Genomic DNA, 20460 nt, shown 5'->3' with positions numbered 1-20460 from the left:
CACGGGCGCGTCCGGCTGGCTCCACCGCGCGACCGGGGGTGACCGGCCGCACGCCGCCCCGGCGGGAGGTCCGCGGCGGTGGCGTGGCACCCTTGGTCGGTGCCCAGCCCCCAGCCCGCGACCGACCGCCGCCTCGAGCTCCAGCGTGCCGCACTGGCCGCGCTCGCCGGCCTGCCCGCCGCCGTCATGGAGGTGGGCAGGGTCTTCGCCGACGCGGGCCACGAGCTCGCCCTCGTCGGCGGTCCGGTCCGCGACGCCTTCCTCGGCGCGGTCTCCCACGACCTCGACTTCGCCACCTCCGCCCGTCCGGAGCAGACCGAGCGGCTCCTGCGCGGGTGGGGCGACGCCTGCTGGGACATCGGCAAGGAGTTCGGCACGATCGGCGCACGCAAGGGCGACGTCGTCGTCGAGGTCACCACCTACCGCACCGAGGCGTACGAGGTCGGCTCACGCAAGCCGGTCGTCGAGTACGGGGACACGCTCGAGGGCGACCTCTCCCGCCGGGACCTCACCGTCAACGCCATGGCCGTGCGGCTGCCCGAGCTGACCTTCGTCGACCCCCACGACGGCCTCGGCGACCTGGCCGACCGGCTCCTGCGCACCCCCGCCGGCGCCGAGCGCTCCTTCGACGACGACCCCCTGCGCATCATGCGGGCGGCCCGCTTCAGCGCGCAGCTCGGCTTCGACGTCGCCGAGGACGTCATGCGGGCGATGTCCGCGATGGCGCCGCGCCTGGCGATCGTCTCCGCCGAGCGGGTCCGGGCCGAGCTCGAGCGGCTCCTGCTCTCGCGCCGGCCCCGGCGCGGCCTGGAGCTCATGGTCTACACCGGCGTCGCCGAGGTCGTCCTGCCCGAGCTCGCCGCCCTGCAGCACACGGTCGACGAGCACCGCCGCCACAAGGACGTCTACGAGCACACCCTCACCGTCCTCGAGCAGGCGATCGACCTCGAGACCGGCCCCGACGGCCCCGTGCCCGGGCCCGACCTGGTCCTGCGGCTGGCCGCACTCATGCACGACGTCGGCAAGCCCGCCACCCGCCGGTTCGAGCCGGGCGGCGGCGTCAGCTTCCACCACCACGAGCTCGTCGGCGCGAAGCTGACGAGCAAGCGGCTCAAGGAGCTCCGCTTCGACAAGCAGACCGTCAAGGACGTCAGCCGCCTCGTCGAGCTGCACCTGCGCTTCCACGGCTACGGCGAGGGGGCGTGGACCGACTCGGCCGTGCGTCGTTACGTCACCGACGCCGGCCCCCTCCTCGAGCGGCTCCACCGGCTCACCCGCGCCGACTCCACCACCCGTAACCAGCGCAAGGCCATGCGGCTCTCGGCGGCGTACGACGACCTCGAGGAGCGCATCGCCCGGCTGCGCGAGGAGGAGGAGCTGCGCTCGATCCGGCCCGACCTCGACGGCAGCGCCATCATGGAGATCCTCCAGGTCCCGGCCGGGCCCGTGGTCGGCGAGGCCTACCGGTTCCTCCTCGACCTGCGGATGGAGCGCGGCCCGCTCGGTGAGGAGGCCGCCCGCGAGGCCCTGCTCGCGTGGTGGGCGGCCCGGCCCGCATGAGGATCTGGTCCCTGGAACCGGCCTACCTCGACCGCCAGGGCCTGACCGCGGGCTGGCGCGAGGCGCTCCTGGCCCAGGCCGTCCTCGCGGGGCGCACGAAGGGGTACCGTCACCACCCTCAGCTCACAAGGTTCCGGGAGCAGCCCGACCCGCTCGCCGCGGTCGGGGAGTACCTGGCAGGAGTGGCCGAGGAGGCCACCCGCCGCGGCTACCGCTACGACGTCACCAAGATCCTGCGCCCGGCAGCCGGTCCGCCGGTCGCCCCCACGGCCGGGCCGTCCGCCGGGCCGTCCGCCGGGCCGTCCGCCGGGCCGTCCGCCGGGTCGCCAGTCGGGCCCACCGCCGGGTCGCCCGTCGTCCCCCGCATCCCGGTCACCGAGGGGCAGCTGGCCCACGAGTGGCGCCACCTCATGGCCAAGCTCGCCGTGCGCGACCCCGACCGCCGCGAACGGCTCACCGGTGTCACCGCCCCCGCCGCCCACCGGCTCTTCGTCGTCGTCCCCGGGCCCGTCGCGGCCTGGGAGGTGGTCACGGACGCGCGGTAGCCACCGGCTCGTCGCCCACCCGGAGCGTGCCCGCGCGGTAGCCCAGCGCGACGACGACGTAGACCCCGGTGAGCACCGCGAAGACCCCCGGCGACCAGCCCGTGTCCGGCAGGGCGACGGCCGCCAGCGCCGCGGCCCCGACGAACGCGGCGTTGTACAGCACGTCGTAGAGGGCGAAGGCCCGACCACGGAAGGCGTCGTCGGTGTCGCGCTGGACGATCGTGTCCACCGCGATCTTGGCGCCCTGCACCCCCAGCCCCATGAGCACCGCTGCCGCGACGACGACGCCCAGCGCGGCGGAGGTGACGAGCAGCGCCTGGCTCACCGCCGCGACCCCCAGGCACACCGTCACCCACACCGAGGGCCGCACCCGCTCGTGCGCGAGGGGGGTCAGGACGATGGCCAGGCCGTTGCCGAGGAAGGACAGGCCGGTGAGCGTGGCGAACACCGCCAGTCCCGCGCTGGTGTCGGCGGGGTCGGCGAAGAGGTTGCGCGACATGAGCAGCAGCGCGATGAAGTTCAGCCCGTACAGGAACCGGTGCGCTGCCATGACGCCCAGGGCCAGCCCGGGGGTCCGGCGGGCGAGCAGGTACCGGGCGCCGAGCACCATGTCCGCCGCCGTCGTGCGCACGTCGCGCCACAGCCCGGCGGGGCCGGGGCGCTGCTCCGGGCCCAGCTCGTCCCGGCCCAGGCGCAGCGCCAGGGCGGCGGCCACGGCCAGGACCGCCGCCGCCACGGCGAGGACGACGCCGTCCTTGACCGGACCGGCCGGGACCAGCCAGCCGATGACGAACCCCACGACGGCGCCCGCCACCGCCGAGACCGCGCCGAGGGTGGGGGTCAGGGTGTTGGCCAGGAGGAGCTGCTCGCGCGGGACCACGCGGGGCAGCCCCGCAGAGAGTGCGGAGAGCAGGAACCGGTTGACGCCGAGCGTGACCAGCGCGAGGACGTAGACGGGCGGTCCCACCCCCACGGTGGCCATGAGGGTGGCGAGGACCAGGGTCAGCACCACGCGGAGGGCGTTGCCCAGGAGCAGGACCTGACGCCGCCGCCACCGGTCCAGCAGCGGCCCCGCGAACGGTCCGACCACCGTGAACGGCAGGAGCAGCACCGCGAACGCCGCGGCGACGCCCGATGCGGTCGCCATGTTCTGGGGGCTGAAGAAGAACAGGGTGGCCAGGCCGATCTGGAACATCCCGTCCCCGGCCTGGGAGACCAGTCGGACGGCGAAGAGCTTGCGGAAGCCGGCGTGGACCGCGAGGGAGCGCAGGTCGGCCAGGACCCTCACGGGAGGACCGGGCGGGAACGCGCCGCCCCCGGGGACACCTCGGCCGCGAGAGCCTCGCCGTCGCGGGCGGAGGCAGGGGCGAGCGGCACCGCAGCAGCGTATCCGACGGCCCTTCCGTCCCTCGTCACGGGAGCGGTTCCGGACGAGACTGTCGGGGTGGACACCACCGACTGCTCGCTGCGCGACGCGGCCGACGTCGCGGCGGAGCTCGGCGTCGACCCGGCTCGCGGGCTCACCGGCGGCGAGGCGGCCCACCGGCTCGAGCGTGACGGCCGCAACGAGCTGCGCCCCACCCCGCCCGTCCCGCTGTGGCGCCGGGTGATGCGCCAGTTCCAGGACCCGCTCGTCTACCTCCTCCTGGTCGCGGTGGTGATCTCGGTGGGGGCGTGGTTCGCCGAGGGCGCCGACGGCCTCCCGGTCGACGCGGTCGTCATCCTCGCCGTCGTCGTCCTCAACGCCGTCCTCGGGCTCGTGCAGGAGAGCCGGGCCGAGGACGCCGTCGCCGCGCTGGCGGCGATGACCGCGGCCGGCGCCACGGTGCTGCGCGACGGCGAGCTGCGCACCATCCCCTCCGCCGAGCTCGTCCGCGGCGACGTGCTCGTCCTCAGCGAGGGCGACGCCGTGGGGGCCGACGCCCGGCTCGTCACCGCGACAGGGCTGAGGGTGGCCGAGGCCTCCCTGACGGGGGAGAGCGAGGCGGTCCTCAAGGACCCGGCGACCCTGTCCGCCCCCGCATCGTTGGGTGACCGGCTCGACATGGTCTACCGCGGCACCGCCGTCGCCCAGGGCGTCGGACGGGCCGTGGTCGTCGCGACCGGCATGGCGACCGAGATGGGCGCGATCGCCGAGATGCTCGAGACCACCGAGGAGGACCCCACCCCGCTGCAGCGCGAGATCGCCGCCGTCTCCCGCCTCCTCGGGGGCACCGTCGTCGCCATCGCGGTGGTGGTCATGGTCGTCACCGCGCTCGTCAACGAGGTCACCACGCTCACCGGGTTCGTCACGGTGCTGCTGCTCGGGGTCTCCCTCGCCGTCGCCGCGGTGCCCGAGGGGCTGCCGGCGATCCTCTCGGTGGTCCTGGCCATCGGGGTGCAGCGGATGGCCGGGCGCAACGCCGTCGTCAAGCGGCTCCACTCCGTGGAGACCCTCGGCTCGGCCTCGGTCATCGCCTCCGACAAGACCGGCACGCTCACGAAGAACGAGATGACCGTGCAGCGGGTGCGGACCGCCTCGGGCGAGCTGGAGCTGACCGGCGTCGGCTACCGGCCCGACGGGACCGTGCGCCAGGTGGGGCGCGACGACGCCGACCCGCTGGTCCTGCGCGAGGCGGTCATGGTGCTCGGCGGCGGCACGCTCGCCAACAACGCCCAGCTCCGCGAGCGCGACGGGATGTGGGAGATCCAGGGCGACCCGACGGAGGCCGCCTTCCTCGTGGCGGCCCGCAAGCTCGAGGGGACGACCGACCGGGTCGGCGGCGCCGAGCGGCGCGGTGAGGTGCCCTTCACCTCCGAGCGCAAGCTCATGACGGCGCTGGTGGACCCCGCCGGCCCGGGACCCTGGGCGGTCGTCACCAAGGGCGCCCCGGACGTCCTCCTCGGCCGGTGCACCCGGCTGCAGGTCGGCGAGGACGTCGCGGTCCTCGACGACGCGCGGCGCGCGCGAGCCCTCGCCGACGTCGAGGAGCTCTCCGCCGAGGCGTTCCGCACGCTCGGGGTCGCCTACCGCCGCGTCGACGCCGGCGCGCACGCCGACGACCTCGACGAGAGGGTCGAGCGGGACCTCGTCTACCTCGGCGTGGTCGGGATCATCGACCCGCCCCGGCCCGAGGCGGCCGCCGCCGTCGAGGAGGCCCATCGGGCCGGGGTGCGGGTCATGATGATCACCGGCGACCACCCCTCCACCGCGGCCCGCATCGCAGCGGACCTGGGCATCGCCGCTGCGGGGGAACGGGCGGTCACCGGCGCCCAGCTCGAGGAGATGTCGGCGAAGGAGCTCATCTCGACCGTGCGCGAGCGCTCCGTCTACGCCCGGGTGGCGCCCGAGCACAAGCTCCGCATCGTCGACGCGCTCCAGGCCGACGGTCAGGTCGTGGCGATGACCGGCGACGGCGTCAACGACGCCCCTGCCCTGAAGTCCGCCGACATCGGCATCGCGATGGGCATGACCGGCACCGAGGTCACCAAGGAGGCCTCGAAGATGATCCTCGGCGACGACAACTTCGCCACGATCGTCGTCGCCGTCCGCCTGGGCCGGGTCATCTTCGACAACATCCGCAAGTTCCTGCGCTACCTGCTCTCGTCCAACATGGGTGAGGTCTTCACCGTCTTCCTCGGTGTGGTGCTTGCCGGTGTCATCGGGCTGGTCGGCGCGGGCGACGACGCCGTCGTCGTGCCGCTCCTGGCCACCCAGATCCTGTGGATCAACCTCGTCACGGACTCCGGGCCCGCGCTCGCGATGGGGGTCGACCCCGAGATCGACGACGTCATGGCCCGCCCGCCCCGACGGCTCGGCGAGCGCATCATCGACCGCCGCATGTGGACCGGGGTGCTGACGATCGGCCTGGTCATGGCGCTCGCGACGCTGCTCACCATCGACGTGTTCCTCCCCGGCGGTCTCGTCGAGAGTGCCGTCCTGCCCGGCGGGCTGGTGGTGGGCGCCGACTCGCTCGAGGTGGCGCGCACGGCGGGCTTCACCACCCTCGTGCTCGCTCAGCTGTTCAACGCGTTCAACTCGCGCTCGGAGACGACCTCGGCGTTCCACGGGCTGTTCACCAACGCGTGGCTGTGGGCGTCGGTGGGCCTGGCGGTGGTGCTGCAGCTGCTCGTCGTGCACGTGCCTGCGCTGCAGAGCGCCTTCGGCACCGCCGCGCTCGACGGCTGGCACTGGGCGGTGTGCGTGGCGGCGGCGTCCGCGGTGCTGTGGTTCGACGAGGTGCGCAAGTGGCTGTGGCGGGCGCGGGTGCGTGGGAGCTGACGCGCCTCCTCCACGACGCGTGCGTGCCCGTGCGGGCGATCCTGACCGCTGTGGTGAGGATCCGACCGATATGCGCGGTCGTTGTCTCACCGGAAGGTCGGAGTGGACTTTAGGGCCGGTCGCGACGCGGGCTCGGCCGACCTCGAATGGGTGCCTGTCGTTGCGATTTAAGCGGCCGCTGTGGCGAGGATTCGACCGTTATGCACGGACGCTTCCTCACCTCAGGGAGAGGGGTGGAAGCGTTCAGTCTGTTCGCGCATGCTGGTCGACCTCACAGTGCGCGCAGGCCGGCCGGGGCCGCTGCGGCACCGGCGAACTCACTGGTTTTCCACAGCCCGCGGCCACAGGGTGGGCTCCCTGACCGCTGGTCGGCAGGGTGCAGGCATGAACAAGGGCATCGGCCGGCTCGCTGCGACCCAGGACGGCGTGATCACCAGGGCCCAGCTTGTCGAGCACGGCGTCCGGCCAGGGCTCCTCGCCGATCGCGTGCGCCAGGGCAGGTGGCAGCGGGCGTTCCCCGGTGTCGCCGTGGTTCACGGCGGCCCGCTGACGTGGCGGACCAGAGCGCGTGCCGCGCTGCTCTACTGCGGTCGGGGTGCCGCGCTCAGCCACTCCGCCGCGGCCTACCACTGGGGGATGAGCAGGTCGGAGCCCCGGCTGGTCGAGATCAGCGTCCCCTGGGACCGGCGGGTGACGGGACAACGCGGTCTGCAGATCCACCTGCGACGGGTGATGCCACCGAGCCAAGGGGCGCTGCGCGCCATCCACGCACCCGAGGTCGTGATCGATCTGTGGAAGAGGGAGCGGGACGTGGACGCGGCGCTCTCCTTGCTGGCAGCCGCGGCACGGGTCCTGGCGTCGATGTCCGACGTGGCGCGAGCCGCCGCAGCTCGACCGCGCCTCCCCCGGCGGCAACTGCTCGAGGACCTGCTGCGAGAGGTGGAGGAGGGTGTGGAGTCGCCACTCGAGCGCCGCTACCGGTGCGACGTCGAGCGGTCGCACGGCCTGCCGGTGAGTGCGCTGCAGGTGCGCCAACGGCTCGGCACCCTGCGCATCCGTGCGGATGTCGTCTACGTCGGCCTCGGCGTGCGGGTCGAGCTCGACGGACAGCTCGGGCACCCGGGCGGCCGCACCGCGTCCGACGCGTGGCGGGACAACGCCGTCGTCATCGCAAGCGGTGAGATGACCCTGCGCTACCGGTGGGCGCACGTCGTTGGTGCGCCGTGTGCGACGGCGGGCCAGGTGGCCCAGGCTCTGGCGCGGGGCGGCTGGCGGGGCCGGCCTCAGCCGTGCGGTCCGGCGTGCCGGCTCTGACGCCACCACCTCCAGGCACAGCCACCCCGACCGCTCGACGGAGCGACCCGCCCACGACAACGGTGAGGATCTGACCGCTATGTGCGGACAGATCCTCACCGCTCGTCCTTGCCCCTCAGGCGTTGGCCGGAGCGAGCCGCCACCGGCCGGGTCAGCGCTCGAGGTCGCCGGAGATGAACGCCTCGACCGACTCGCGGGCGAGGTCGTCCGGGCGCTGCTCGGGCGGGGACTTCATGAAGTACGACGCCGCGGAGAGCAGGGGCCCACCGATGCCGCGATCCATCGCGATCTTCGCCGCACGGACGGCGTCGATGATGATGCCGGCCGAGTTCGGGGAGTCCCAGACCTCGAGCTTGTACTCGAGGTTGATCGGGGCCTCGCCGAAGGCGCGGCCCTCGAGGCGCACGTAGGCCCACTTGCGGTCGTCGAGCCACTGGACGTAGTCCGAGGGGCCGATGTGGACGTTCTTGGCACCGAGGTCGTGGTGGAGGTTCGACGTCACGGCCTGCGTCTTGGAGATCTTCTTGGACTCGAGCCGGTCGCGCTCGAGCATGTTCTTGAAGTCCATGTTGCCGCCGACGTTGAGCTGGTACGTCCGGTCGAGGATGACGCCGCGGTCCTCGAAGAGCTTGGCGAGCACCCGGTGGGTGATCGTGGCGCCCACCTGCGACTTGATGTCGTCGCCCACGATGGGCAGGCCGGCCGCGGTGAACTTGTCGGCCCACTCCTTGGTGCCGGCGATGAACACGGGCAGGGCGTTGACGAAGCCGCAGCCGGCGTCGATGGCGCACTGGGCGTAGAACTTCGCCGCGTCCTCCGAGCCCACGGGCAGGTAGCAGACGACGACGTCGGCCCGGGCCTCCTTGAGGGCGGCGACGACGTCGACCGCCTCGGCGCCGGACTCCTCGATGGTCTCCCGGTAGTACTTGCCCAGACCGTCGAGCGTGTGACCGCGCTGGACGTTGATGCCGGTGGGCGGCACGTCGGCGATCTTGATGGTGTTGTTCTCGCTGGCGTTGATGGCCTCGGCGAGGTCCGTGCCGACCTTCTTGCCGTCGACGTCGAAGGCGGCGACGAACTCGATGTCCCGGACGTGGTAGTCACCGAACTGGACGTGCATCAGGCCGGGGACGGTGCTCTCGGGGTCGGCGCCGGCGTAGTAGTGCACGCCTTGCACCAGCGAGGACGCGCAGTTCCCGACGCCGACGATCGCGACGCGAATAGCACTCATGCTTGCTCCTTGTTCGTTGTATCTGCGTGGACGGGATCGCCTGCGGCGTCCGCGTGGTCGTGGGCGGCGGCGGCCGCCGGCCTGAGGTCGAGCGGTCCGCGGGTACCGCGCTCGGTGTCGATGACCTTCTCGAGCCACTCGACCTCCCGCTCTACCTGCTCCAGGCCGTGCCGGGCGAGCTCGCGGGTGTAGTCGTCCATGCGGCGCGAGGTCCGCCCGAACGACTGGCGCAGCATGTCCATCCGCTCGACCATGCGGGCGCGCCGCCCCTCGAGGATCCGCAGGCGCGTGGTCGCGTCGGTCTCCGCGAAGAGCGTGAAGCGGACGTCGAAGGCCTCGTCGTCCCAGGCGGCGGGGCCGGCGGAGGCCAGGGCGTCCTCGAGGTGGGCGCGGCCGGCGCCGGTGAGCTCGTAGACGATCTTCCCGCGCCGGCCTGCCGACGAGCCCGGCTCGCTCGCCGACGCCGCGATGTAGCCCTTGGTGGTCAGCGACTTCAGGGCCGGGTACAGCGAGCCGTACGACAGCGTCTGGAACGCGCCCAGCGTGGCGTTGAGGTGCTTGCGGATCTCGTACCCGTGCGTGGGCGACTCGCTCAGCCGGCCGAGGATCGCCAGCTCGAGGACCTGCGCGCGGGTGCTCAACGGACCTCCAGGACGGTGGGACGGCGGGAGCCGCCGCGGCTGATAGCGCCTTAACATATCGCACCGATATATCTGAGAGCGACGACGGCCCGCCGGAACCACCCTCGAGAGGCACACCCCACCCGCACCCCACGCGTGTGAACCGCACCGCACTTGGCGCCCGATCAGGGCGTGGCGCTTGCGTCTGACGCATACTGGGGTTCGATCTGCGCCTCGGCGCGGCGTCCCCGCGCGGTCATCCCGCAAGCCGCAGGGTGACGCGCGACCGCGCTCTGGCGCCCCAGGACACGACGATCGTGCGGGACGTCGAAAGGCAGGCGCCTACGTGGCACGCACCTCCAGCAACGGCCGACGCGCGACCGCGTCGGGAGCCCGGCGCGGCCGGACGGCCCCGGCGAAGAAGCGCTTCCTCGACTACCCGCGCACCGGGAAGGGACCGGTGGCCCGCTGGTTGCCGAGCTGGCGCGTGGTGCTCGGCGTCGCCCTGACCGCCGCCGCGGTGCTGATCGGCCTCTTCGCCGCCGCGTACGCACAGACGGAGGTGCCCGAGCCGGACGACTTCGCCCTGGCGCAGTCCACCACCGTCTACTACGCGGACGGCGAGACCCCGATGGGCTCCTTCGCCGAGGTCGAGCGCGCGAGCGTGCCGCTGGACACCCTGCCCGAGCACGTCTCCGGGGCGGTGATCGCCTCCGAGGACCGCGGGTTCTACGAGAACAACGGCGTGGACCCGCGCGGCATCGCCCGTGCCCTGTGGAACAACGTGCGCGGGCTGCCCACCCAGGGTGGCTCCACGCTCACCCAGCAGTACGTCGAGCGGTACTACACCGGCACGACCACGAGCTACCTGGGCAAGTTCAAGGAGACCATCCTCGCGCTGAAGATCGACCAGTCCCAGACCAAGGACGAGATCCTCGAGAACTACCTCAACACGATCTACTTCGGCCGCGGCGCCTACGGCGTCGAGAAGGCCGCGAACGCCTACTTCGACAAGCCGGCCGCAGAGCTCAGCGTGGCCGAGTCCGCGCTGCTCGCGGGCATCATCCCGGCGCCGAGCGCCTGGGACCCGGCCGTGAGCCCGGACCGTGCCCAGGAGCGCTGGGAGCGGGTCATGAGCCTCATGGTCGAGGACGGCTGGATCAGCCAGGAGGACCGCGACGCGGCGCAGTACCCCGAGGCGGTGGCGCCCAGCACCGAGAACCTCTTCGGCGGAACGAACGGGTACCTGCTCGACATGGTCCGCGGCGAGCTCGTGAACAAGGCCGGCATGTCCGAGGAGGAGATCGAGACCCGCGGGCTGAGCATCGTCACCACGATCGACCAGCGCAACCAGGACGCCGCCGTCCAGGCCGTGGACAACCTGCCCGACGACCGCCCGGCCAACAACCAGGTCGCCCTGATCTCCATCGACCCGGCCACCGGCGGCATCGTGGCGCTCTACGGCGGCCCGGACTTCGTCGAGCGTCCGCTGAACAACGCCACGCAGGCCGTCGCGCAGGGCGGGTCGACCTTCAAGCCGTTCACCCTCGTCGCGGCGCTGGAGTCGGGCATCCCGCTCGAGGAGGAGTACCAGAGCTTCTCCCCGATGGCGATCCCCGGCTACGACTTCGAGGTCTCGAACTTCGACCAGGTGAACCGCGGCTGGATCGACCTCGTCGAGGCCACCGAGAACTCGGTCAACACCGTGTACGCGCAGCTCAACGTCGAGGTCGGCCCCGAGAAGACCGTCGACGTCGCCACCCGCGCCGGTCTTCCGGAGGACACCCCGGGCCTCGTCGCGACGCCGTCCAACGTGCTCGGTCCCGCCTCGCCCAACCCGATCGACACCGCGACGGCGTACGCCACCTTCGCCGCCCAGGGCGAGCGGCACGAGGCCCACATCGTGGCCGAGGTCCGCGACGGGGACGGCAACACCGTCTTCGCCGGCAACACCGAGGGCGAGCGGGTCTTCGACCCCCAGGTGATGGCCGACGCCACCTACGCCATGCAGCAGGTGGTCAGCTCCGGCACCGGGGTCACCGCCAGCGAGATCGGCCGACCCGCCGCAGGCAAGACGGGCTCGTCGAACGACTACCGCTCGGCGTGGTTCTCCGGGTTCGTCCCGCAGCTGTCCACCACGGTCGCCATGTTCCAGCCCGGCGAGGACGGCACCGAGGAGATCCTCACCGGGTTCGGCGGCGTCGAGCCCATCTCCGGCGGCTCCTTCCCCACCCAGATCTGGCGCGACTACATGATGGTCGCGACCGAGGGCATGGAGATCCTGGAGTTCCCCGAGCGCTCCGAGCCCGTCCGCCCCGAGCCGGCCCCGGCGCCCGCCCCGACGACGGTGGAGCCCACCGAGGAGGCGACGACCGAGGAGCCGGACTCCGATGGCGACGGCATCCCGGACAGCGAGGACCCGGACCAGATGGACTCCGACGGCGACGGCATCCCGGACAGCCAGGACCCGGACCAGATGGACTCCGACGGCGACGGCATCCCGGACAGCCAGGACCCGGACCAGATGGACTCCGACGGCGACGGGACCCCGGACAGCCAGGACCCGGACCAGATGGACTCCGACGGCGACGGGACCCCGGACAGCGAGGACCCGGACCAGATGGACTCCGACGGCGACGGGACCCCGGACAGCCAGGACCCGACACCGAACGGTGAGCCGGAACCCACGCCCACCGCCACCCTCCCGGGTGGCTCCGGCGACGCACCCGGCCAGCAGCCGACGCAGGACCCCGTCGACACGGCCGCCGCCCGCCTCGAGGAGTGGTTCGCGGGCCAGGGCTCGTGAGCACCCGGCGCGGGGCCGGCATGCCCGGTCCCGCGCCCGCACCTGTGGGTAACCCCACGTCCTGGCGGACGACGCCGTTACGGTAATGTTGTCCGCTGGTCCCGTACGCACCCGCGACCTGCGGACGCGGACGGACCTGAGAACGCATCACCCTCCTGTCACGGAAGGACCGTGACCGCTCAAGTCCAGAGGAGGTGGGTATCAAGCATGCGTCAGTACGAACTGATGATCATCCTCGACCCGGAGGTCGACGAGCGTACGGTCGCCCCGTCGCTCGACAAGCTGCTCACGGTCGTCAAGACCGGCGGCGGCACCGTCGAGAACGTCGACATCTGGGGCAAGCGTCGTCTCGCCTACGAGATCAAGAAGCGTTCCGAGGGCATCTACGCCGTCGTCGACATGACGACGACGCCGGAGCTCGCCAAGGAGCTCGACCGCCAGCTCGGCCTCAACGAGGCGATCCTGCGGACCAAGCTCATCCGCCCGGACGCTCACTGAGCCACCGCTCGCTGAGCACCACCCTCACCCACCAGCAGGAGGCAAGGACATGGCAGGCGAGACCGTCATCACCGTCGTCGGGAACCTGACGGCGGACCCCGAGCTGCGATTCACCCCCTCCGGGGCGGCCGTGGCCAGCTTCACCGTGGCGTCCACGCCGCGCACCTTCGACCGCCAGAGCAACGAGTGGAAGGACGGGGAGACCCTGTTCATGCGCTGCTCGGTCTGGCGCGAGGCCGCGGAGAACGTCGCCGAGTCGCTGACCAAGGGCACCCGGGTCATCGTGCAGGGCCGGCTCGTGCAGCGGTCCTTCGAGACCCGCGAGGGCGAGAAGCGCACCGTGGTCGAGATGCAGGTCGACGAGGTCGGTCCTTCGCTGCGCTACGCCACGGCCAAGGTCACGCGCTCCCAGCGCGGCGGCGGCGGCTTCGGCGGTGGCGGCGGTGGCCAGGGTGGCTACAGCGGGAACCAGGGCGGCGGCCAGGGTGGCGGGTTCAGCAACGCCCCCACCGGCGGCCAGGGTGGCGGGTACTCCGCGCCCGGCGGCGGCCAGGCCGACGACCCCTGGGCCACGGGTGGCTCGAGCGCGTTCAACGACGAGCCCCCCTTCTAAGACACACGCTTGCCCGGGCGCCACAACGCCCGGACGGATCATCGAGGAGCATCACCATGGCGAAGCCCGTTCTTCGCAAGCCGAAGAAGAAGGCCAACCCGCTCAAGGCGGGGAAGATCGACAACATCGACTACAAGGACACCGCCCTGCTGCGGAAGTTCATCTCGGACCGCGGCAAGATCCGCGCCCGTCGGGTCACCGGCGTGTCCGTCCAGGAGCAGCGACTCATCGCCAAGGCCGTCAAGAACGCCCGCGAGATGGCTCTGCTGCCTTACTCGAGCTCGGCTCGCTGAGGGAGGCAGACATGGCAAAGCTGATCCTGACCCACGAGGTCACCGGTCTCGGCACCGCCGGCGACGTGGTCGAGGTCAAGGACGGGTACGCCCGTAACTACCTCGTCCCGCGTGGCCTGGCCACGCGCTGGACCAAGGGTGGCCAGAAGCAGGTCGACCAGATCACGGCGGCCCGCAAGGCCCGCGCGATCCACTCGATCGAGGAGGCTCGCGACGTCCGCGACCGTCTCCAGGCCAACCCCGTCACCATCGCGGTGCGCGCGGGTGAGAGCGGCCGCCTCTTCGGCGCCGTGACCACCACCGACATCGCGGAGGCCGTCAAGGCTGCCGGTGGCCCCCAGCTCGACCGCCGGCGCATCGAGGTCCCGACCCCGATCAAGTCCCTCGGCGAGCACAAGGTCACCGTGCGGCTGCACGAGGACCTCCAGGCGACCGTCGACGTCACGGTCGTCCCCGCCTAGGACGACGGCGGGTCTCACCGACCCGCTCGAGCCACGCCACGGCCCGGTCCCCCTGGGGGCCGGGCCGTGGCGCATCCACCGGCCCGACGGCAGGGTCCTGGCCTCGTCACTCCCCTGCCCAGCGCCTAGTGTGTGGCGACATGAGCCTGACCGTGCAGTCCGTGACCTTCGACGCCGAGGATGCGGCGGAGCTCGCCCGGTTCTGGGCGGCTGCCCTCGGGCTGTCGATCGCCGACGGCGCCTCGGCCGACTTCGCCCAGGCGACCGGTCCGGGCGGTCGCTACCTGTTCATCGCCGTGCCCGAGCCGAAGTCGGCGAAGAACCGCGTGCACCTCGACCTCGAGGCGGACGACCGTGAGGCCGAGGTGACCCGCCTGCTCGGCCTCGGCGCCGCCCGGCTCGGCGATCTCGACGAGGACGGGGCCCGTTGGACGGTGCTCGCCGACGTCCAGGGCAACGAGTTCTGCGTGGTCCAGGCGCACACCGGGTAGGTCCACGCGGCGCACACCGGGTAGGTCGACGCGGCGCACGCCGGGTGAGTAGACGGTGCGCGAGCGGGAGGGTCGTGGCTGCGCGAGCGGGATGGGCGCGGCCGCGCGTGCGGGGTTGGCCCCGGTGCCGACCGGCCCGGCCTCAGCCCGCCACGCCGTCGAAGGCCGTCCTGAGCGCGGCGACGTCGAACTTGCCCTGGGTGGCGAGCATCGCCTGGGTCACCCGGGCGACCCTCTCCGGGTCGGGGTCGCTCATCATCTCGCCCAGCGCGTCCGGCACGACCTGCCAGGACAGGCCGTAGCGGTCCTTGAGCCACCCGCACGGGCCGGGCTCACCGCGGTCGACCAGGGCCGCCCAGTACCGGTCCACCTCCTCCTGGTCCGCGCAGGGCACGAGGAAGGAGACGGCCTCGGTGAAGGGGAACTGCGGCCCTCCGTTGATGGCGGTGAAGCGCTGGTCCCCGAGGGCGAAGTCGACCGTGAGGGCCAGCCCCTCCTCGCGGGGCGAGTCCGGGCCGTAGCGAGAGACGGCGGTGACCTCGCCGCCGAACACCCCGACGTAGAAGTTCGCGGCCTCCTCGGCCTCGGTGTCGAACCACAGGTTGGGCACGATCGGACGCACGGCTCCTCCTCCGTCGGTCGGGACGTGCGGACCGGCGTCATGGTCGCGCGCTCGGTGCCGCGGCGGCAAGAGCACCCGGCCGACCCTCCCGCGACCCCCGGGGACTCAGCGTGTCGCCCCCAGCACCATCCAAGCCTCCCCGCGGGCCCGCAGCCCGGTGGTCACGGCCCGGGCGAGCATGAAGGCCCCGCCGAACGCCGTCCAGAGCCAGGCGGTGCCGGCCGCTCCTCCCGGCGCCCAGGCCCCCACCGCCACGGCGAGCGGGACGTAGACCACCAGCGTGACGAGGCCCGCCCAGGCCAGGTAGCGACCGTCACCGGCCCCGATGAGCACGCCGTCGAGGACGAAAACCCACCCCGCCACCGGCAGGCAGGCCCCGGCCACCGCCAGACCGACGGCGGCGGCGAGCCGGACGTCGTCGTCCGCGGTGAACAGCGGCGCGAGGAACCAGCCGCCGGCGGCGAAGAGCACTCCCAGGCCGGCCCCGGCCGCCACGCCCCACTGCAGGGAGCGGCGCATGACGGCGCGCACGGTCGCGAGGTCGCCGGCTCCCAGGCCGCGGCCGACGAGGGCCTGCCCGGCGATGGCCAGGGCGTCGAGCCCGAACGCCGCAAGGCTCCACATGGCGGTGACGACCTGGTGCGCGGCGAGCACCACCGTCCCCAGGGACGTCGCGACGGCGACCGTCACGAGGATCGCCGCGCGCAGGGTGAGCGTGCGGACCATGAGCGGCAGTCCCTGAGCGGCCGACGCCCAGATCCCGGCGCCGTGCGGGCGGAGGCTCACCCCGAGGCTGCGGGCTCCTCGCAGGACCGTCCAGGCCAGCGCCAGTCCCATCGACGTCTGGGCGATCGCCGTGCCGAGGCCCGACCCGGCGACCCCGAGCCCCGCGCCGTAGATGAGGACGAAGTTCAGCCCGATGTTGGCCAGCGCCCCGGCCACGGCGACGACGAACGGCGTGCGCGTGTCCAGCAGCCCCCGCAGGGTGCCGGTCGCCGCCAGGACCACGAGCATGCCCGGCAGACCCGCCGCGGACGCGCGCAGGTAGGCGACGGCGTGCGGGACGACCGTCTCGGGCGCGCCGAGTGACGTGACCACCCACGGTGCGGCGACGAGCGCGGTCCCGGCCGAGAGGGCACCGAGCAGGAGCGCCAGCCACATCCCGTCGACCCCGGCGGCGACGGCGCCGGCCCGGTCGCCGGCGCCGATGCGTCGGGCGGTGGCCGCGGTCGTGGCGTAGGCGAGGAAGACGAACACGCCGACGACGGTGGTGAGCAGGGTCGAGCTGAGCGACAGGCCGGCGAGCTCGGCGGTGCCGAGCCGCCCGACCATCGCCGAGTCGACGAGGACGAACAGCGGCTCCGCCACCAGCGCGCCCAGCGCGGGCACCGCCAGGGCGAGGATCTGCCGGTCGATCGAGGCGTCGCCCCCCCGGCCGGGGTGTCCGGGCGACTCAGGGGTGGGTCGAGGGTCGGCGCCGTCCCCGGGCGTGTCGTCCACGGATCCACCGACCTCTTTCTGTCCACAGTGTGTGCACGGCTGTGGAGGGCCGTGCCGCGTCAGAACCGGCGAGATGCAAGCGGTTACCCACACTGTTGTCCACCGACTGTGCACAACCAGGGCGGCCTCGTCCACACGCCGTCCACAGAATAGGTCGCCGCCCTGCACAGGGGGCGTTTGGTCCCGCCACGCTGAGGCCCTAACGTCGCGCGGGCGCCACCACGTGGTGGTCGCGGCCGGCCCGGTGTGGGTGGCCGGCTGTAGGACGGGACCCGGGGACGGGCCCCGGGGTGGGAGGACGCACGTGTCGGTTGACGAGCAGGTCGGGGCGCGCGCCTACCAGGAGCGGGAGTCCTTCGACCGCACCCCGCCCCAGGACGTCGCGGCGGAGCAGAGCGTCCTCGGCGGCATGCTGCTGTCCAAGGACGCCATCGCCGACGTCGTCGAGGAGCTGCGGGGCAACGACTTCTACCGCCCCGCGCACGAGATGGTCTACGAGGCGATCATCGACCTGTACGGCCGCGGCGAGCCGGCCGACGCCGTCACCGTCGCCGCCGAGCTGACCAAGCGTGGCGAGATGGCCCGGGTCGGCGGTGCGCCCTACCTGCACACGCTCATCTCCTCCGTGCCCACCGCTGCCAACGCCGGGTACTACGCCCGCATCGTTCGTGAGCAGGCCGTGCTGCGCCGGCTCGTCGAGGCGGGGACCCGCATCGTCCAGCTCGGGTACGCCACCGAGGGCGGCGACGTCGACGACCTCGTCAACTCGGCGCAGGCCGAGGTCTACGCCGTCACCGAGCGCCGGACGAGCGAGGACTACGTCCCGCTGCGGGACACGATCAACCTCACGATGGAGGAGATCGAGCACGCCGCCAACCGCGGGGAGGGCATGGTCGGCGTGCCGACGGGCTTCGCCGACCTGGATGCCTTGACCAACGGTTTACACGGCGGTCAGATGATCATTATCGCGGCGAGACCAGCTATTGGAAAATCGACGATGGCATTGGATATCTGCCGATCGGCGTCCATAAAGCACGGCCTCACCTCCGTGGTGTTCTCCCTCGAGATGGGCCGGACCGAGCTGACGATGCGACTGCTGTCCGCCGAGGCGCAGGTGCCGCTGCAGAACATGCGCAAGGGGACCATGCGTGAGGAGGACTGGACCCGGATGGCGACGGCCATGAGCCGGGTCTCCGAGGCCCCGCTGTTCATCGACGACAGCCCGAACATGTCGCTCATGGAGATCCGCGCGAAGTGCCGGCGCCTCAAGCAGCGCCACGACCTCCGCCTCGTCGTCGTCGACTACCTCCAGCTCATGAGCTCGGGCAAGCGGGTGGAGTCGCGCCAGCAGGAGGTCTCCGAGTTCTCCCGGGCGCTGAAGCTCCTGGCCAAGGAGATCGAGGTGCCGGTCATCGCGGTCGCCCAGCTCAACCGTGGTCCGGAGCAGCGCACGGACAAGAAGCCGATGATGAGCGACCTACGAGAGAGTGGTTCGCTCGAGCAGGACGCCGACGTCGTCATGCTTCTGCACCGCGAGGACGCGTACGAGAAGGAGTCCCCGCGCGCGGGCGAGGCGGACATCATCGTGGCCAAGCACCGCAACGGACCGACCGACACCGTGGTGGTGGCCTTCCAGGGCCACTACTCGCGGTTCGTCGACATGGCGCGGTAGCTCCGGGAGGCAGCTGCGGCCCGGGACGCGGACGTCGCCGGGGTGCCCTACCGTCGCCCTATGAAGACCCGCACCCTCGGCCCGTTCGACGTCTCCGCCATCGGCCTCGGCTGCATGCCGATGTCCATGAACAACGACCACGAGTACCCCAGCCGGGAGGAGTCGGTCGCCACCATCCACGCCGCCCTCGACGCCGGCGTCACCCTTCTCGACACCGCCGACATCTACGCACCGAGCTGGGACACGTTCGGCCACAACGAGGAGCTCGTCGCCGCGGCGCTGCACGCCTACGGCACGCTGCCGGACGGACTCGTCGTCGCCACCAAGGGCGGCATCACGCGCGGGCCCGGGGACACGTGGGGGCGGGACGGGTCGATGTCCTACCTGCGTAGCGCGGTCGAGGGCTCGCTGCGTCGTCTCGGGCGGGACGTGATCGACCTCTACCAGTGGCACCGGCCCGACCGGTCGATGGACTACGCCGAGGTGGTCGGCAACTTCGCAGCGCTCGTGCAGGAGGGAAAGGTGCGCTGCGTCGGGATCTCCAACGCGAACGTCGAGGAGATCCGCATCGCGCAGGACGTCCTGGGCCCGGGTGGTCTCGTGAGCGTGCAGAACGAGTTCTCCCCCCGATACCGCAAGTCCGAGGGGGAGCTGCGGTACTGCGCCGAGCAGGGGATCGCCTTCCTGCCGTGGAGCCCCCTGGGTGGCACCGGTGGCGGGGGCCGTTCGGTAGGGACCGAGTTCTCCGTCTTCGCCGACATCGCCGCCGACCACGGGGTCAGCCCGCAGCAGGTGGTGCTGGCGTGGGAGCTCGCGCTGAGCGACCGGGTCATCCCGATCCCGGGCGCCCGACGGGCCGCGTCCATCGTCGACTCCGCCGCCGCGGCCGACCTCGTCCTGACCGAGGATGAGCTGGCCCGCTGCAGCGCCGCGGGTCAGGTGGGCTAGGCCCAGAGATCGTCGCCACGCGGCACGGCGCCGCGCCACCCGCCACGACACCGCGCCTCCGGCACCGCCCGACGCCGTACTCGGGCGCCTCTCGCGCACGTGCTGGTGAGCTGGCCCTGCCCCGACCGAGGGCCAGGCCGTGACAGGCTTGTGCCGACCTTCCCCGCCGACCACCGGGAGACCGACGTGAGCACCACCCCCGACCCCGCCGAGCTCCTCGCCCTGTGCGAGGACCTCGCCCGCACCGCGGGGGAGCACGCCCGGGCCCGGACCGCCGACCACGGCGGCGTCGCCCGCACGAAGTCCTCCGCCGTCGACGTCGTCACCGCCGTGGACGAGGAGGTCGAGGCTCTCCTGCGCGCGCGCCTGGCCGAGCTCCGGCCCGACGACGGCGTCCTGGGCGAGGAGGAGGGGTCGGTCGCGGGCACGTCCGGGCTGACCTGGGTGGTCGACCCCATCGACGGGACGGTGAACTTCCTCTACGGCATCCCGTCCTACTCGATCTCCGTCGCCGTGGTCTCCGGCAGCGCCGACCCGCTGACGTGGACGGCCGAGGCCGGGTGCGTCCACGCCGTCGCGCTGGGCACCACCTGGACCGCGGCGCGGGGCCTCGGGGCGTGGCGCGACGGCGAGCCGCTCGGCCCACGTCCCGCCCCGCCGTTGGCGCGGGCGCTGGTCGGCACCGGCTTCGGCTACACGGTCGAGGAGCGGACCCTCGAGGGGGCGCTCGTGGCGCAGATCCTCCCCCAGGTGCGCGACATCCGCCGGCTCGGCTCGGCCGCGATCGACCTGTGCCTCGTGGCGGACGGCCGGCTCGACGCCTACTACGAGATCGGCCTCAACCCGTGGGACATGGCGGCCGGCTCGCTCGTGGTCAGCGAGGCGGGCGGTGCGGTGCAGGGGCTCACCGGTGGGCCGGCCTCGCCCGCGATGACCATCGCCGGCGGGCACGGCCTGGTCGAGGAGCTGGCCGCCGCCCTGCGCGCCGCGGGCGCCTGACCTTCGTCGCGCTCCCGTCGCACCGG

18 protein-coding genes are annotated in these 20460 nt (G+C 72.6%); 13 read left to right on the top strand and 5 right to left on the bottom strand.

Translation table 11 applies throughout. The features are described 5' to 3' along the window. Positions 1 to 99 precede the first annotated feature (99 nt). Positions 100 to 1560, top strand: coding sequence for a CCA tRNA nucleotidyltransferase (locus tag AAEM63_RS18620; protein ID WP_341359690.1), 1461 nt, complete (start codon positions 100 to 102; stop codon positions 1558 to 1560). Further along, positions 1557 to 2105 (top strand): pyrimidine dimer DNA glycosylase/endonuclease V, encoded by a 549-nt coding sequence (locus AAEM63_RS18615; RefSeq protein ID WP_341359689.1) that lies wholly within the window; start codon positions 1557 to 1559, stop codon positions 2103 to 2105. The genes AAEM63_RS18620 and AAEM63_RS18615 overlap by 4 nt, the downstream gene beginning before the upstream one ends. Here AAEM63_RS18615 and AAEM63_RS18610 read toward each other — a convergent pair. After that, the gene (locus AAEM63_RS18610; protein WP_341359688.1) at positions 2089 to 3393 is read right to left on the bottom strand and encodes an MFS transporter; all 1305 of its coding nucleotides are present in this window, start codon (positions 3391 to 3393) and stop codon (positions 2089 to 2091) included. The genes AAEM63_RS18615 and AAEM63_RS18610 overlap by 17 nt on opposite strands. 156 nt (positions 3394 to 3549) lie before the next feature. On the opposite strand from AAEM63_RS18610, the gene AAEM63_RS18605 reads away from it, so the two are divergent. Together AAEM63_RS18605 and AAEM63_RS18600 are read left to right on the top strand one after the other, a co-directional pair. Next, complete coding sequence (locus tag AAEM63_RS18605) at positions 3550 to 6366, top strand: cation-translocating P-type ATPase (RefSeq protein ID WP_341359687.1); 2817 nt, start codon at positions 3550 to 3552, stop codon at positions 6364 to 6366. Positions 6367 to 6750: 384 nt separating this feature from the next. Then, complete coding sequence (locus AAEM63_RS18600; protein WP_341359686.1) at positions 6751 to 7680, top strand: type IV toxin-antitoxin system AbiEi family antitoxin domain-containing protein; 930 nt, start codon at positions 6751 to 6753, stop codon at positions 7678 to 7680. Positions 7681 to 7831: 151 nt separating this feature from the next. Here the strand turns inward: AAEM63_RS18600 and AAEM63_RS18595 are convergent, their stop codons facing one another. Both AAEM63_RS18595 and AAEM63_RS18590 read right to left on the bottom strand, forming a co-directional pair. Then, a complete protein-coding gene (locus AAEM63_RS18595; RefSeq protein WP_341359685.1) occupies positions 7832 to 8911 on the bottom strand; it encodes an inositol-3-phosphate synthase in 1080 nt (359 codons plus the stop codon). Beyond that, positions 8908 to 9552: a PadR family transcriptional regulator gene (locus AAEM63_RS18590; RefSeq protein WP_341359684.1), complete on the bottom strand. Its 645-nt coding sequence runs from the start codon at positions 9550 to 9552 to the stop codon at positions 8908 to 8910. Before AAEM63_RS18590 ends, AAEM63_RS18595 begins: the two co-directional genes overlap by 4 nt. Before the next feature lie 325 nt (positions 9553 to 9877). Between AAEM63_RS18590 and AAEM63_RS18585 the strand changes: the two genes are divergently transcribed. The 6 genes from AAEM63_RS18585 to AAEM63_RS18560 all read left to right on the top strand — a co-directional run bounded on the left by AAEM63_RS18585 (position 9878) and on the right by AAEM63_RS18560 (position 14693). Then, positions 9878 to 12337, top strand: a complete 2460-nt coding sequence (locus AAEM63_RS18585; RefSeq protein WP_341359683.1) for a transglycosylase domain-containing protein — start codon at positions 9878 to 9880, stop codon at positions 12335 to 12337. Positions 12338 to 12544: 207 nt separating this feature from the next. Next, the gene (gene rpsF / locus AAEM63_RS18580) at positions 12545 to 12835 is read left to right on the top strand and encodes a 30S ribosomal protein S6 (RefSeq protein WP_341359682.1); all 291 of its coding nucleotides are present in this window, start codon (positions 12545 to 12547) and stop codon (positions 12833 to 12835) included. A 49-nt stretch (positions 12836 to 12884) separates the two neighbouring features. Then, entirely contained in the window at positions 12885 to 13448 is a 564-nt protein-coding gene (locus AAEM63_RS18575; protein ID WP_341359681.1) for a single-stranded DNA-binding protein, read from the top strand. A 56-nt stretch (positions 13449 to 13504) separates the two neighbouring features. Then, positions 13505 to 13741, top strand: a complete 237-nt coding sequence (gene rpsR, locus AAEM63_RS18570; protein ID WP_123915777.1) for a 30S ribosomal protein S18 — start codon at positions 13505 to 13507, stop codon at positions 13739 to 13741. Positions 13742 to 13752: 11 nt separating this feature from the next. Continuing rightward, the gene (gene rplI / locus AAEM63_RS18565) at positions 13753 to 14202 is read left to right on the top strand and encodes a 50S ribosomal protein L9 (RefSeq protein WP_341359680.1); all 450 of its coding nucleotides are present in this window, start codon (positions 13753 to 13755) and stop codon (positions 14200 to 14202) included. 140 nt (positions 14203 to 14342) lie between these two features. After that, positions 14343 to 14693 (top strand): VOC family protein, encoded by a 351-nt coding sequence (locus AAEM63_RS18560; protein WP_341359679.1) that lies wholly within the window; start codon positions 14343 to 14345, stop codon positions 14691 to 14693. Positions 14694 to 14835: 142 nt separating this feature from the next. Here the strand turns inward: AAEM63_RS18560 and AAEM63_RS18555 are convergent, their stop codons facing one another. Together AAEM63_RS18555 and AAEM63_RS18550 are read right to left on the bottom strand one after the other, a co-directional pair. Then, positions 14836 to 15315 carry a VOC family protein gene (locus AAEM63_RS18555; protein WP_341359678.1) on the bottom strand — a complete coding sequence of 160 codons (480 nt, stop codon included), beginning with the start codon at positions 15313 to 15315 and terminating at the stop codon, positions 14836 to 14838. A 105-nt stretch (positions 15316 to 15420) separates the two neighbouring features. Further along, on the bottom strand, positions 15421 to 16731 hold the full coding sequence (locus tag AAEM63_RS18550; protein WP_341361410.1) for an MATE family efflux transporter: 1311 nt from the start codon (positions 16729 to 16731) through the stop codon (positions 15421 to 15423). Between the two features lie 388 nt (positions 16732 to 17119). Here AAEM63_RS18550 and dnaB point away from each other — a divergent pair, with 388 nt between their 5' ends. From dnaB to AAEM63_RS18535, 3 genes are all read left to right on the top strand, one after another. Next, on the top strand, positions 17120 to 18487 hold the full coding sequence (gene dnaB, locus AAEM63_RS18545; RefSeq protein WP_341359677.1) for a replicative DNA helicase: 1368 nt from the start codon (positions 17120 to 17122) through the stop codon (positions 18485 to 18487). A 60-nt stretch (positions 18488 to 18547) separates the two neighbouring features. Next, positions 18548 to 19435 carry an aldo/keto reductase gene (locus AAEM63_RS18540; protein ID WP_341359676.1) on the top strand — a complete coding sequence of 296 codons (888 nt, stop codon included), beginning with the start codon at positions 18548 to 18550 and terminating at the stop codon, positions 19433 to 19435. 186 nt (positions 19436 to 19621) lie between these two features. Next, complete coding sequence (locus AAEM63_RS18535) at positions 19622 to 20434, top strand: inositol monophosphatase family protein (RefSeq protein WP_341359675.1); 813 nt, start codon at positions 19622 to 19624, stop codon at positions 20432 to 20434. Positions 20435 to 20460 lie beyond the last annotated feature (26 nt).

Origin of the sequence: Georgenia sp. M64 (genome assembly GCF_038049925.1) — a bacterium.
In the GTDB taxonomy this organism is placed as follows: domain Bacteria; phylum Actinomycetota; class Actinomycetes; order Actinomycetales; family Actinomycetaceae; genus Georgenia.
This window is presented reverse-complemented; position numbering and strand designations above follow the sequence as displayed.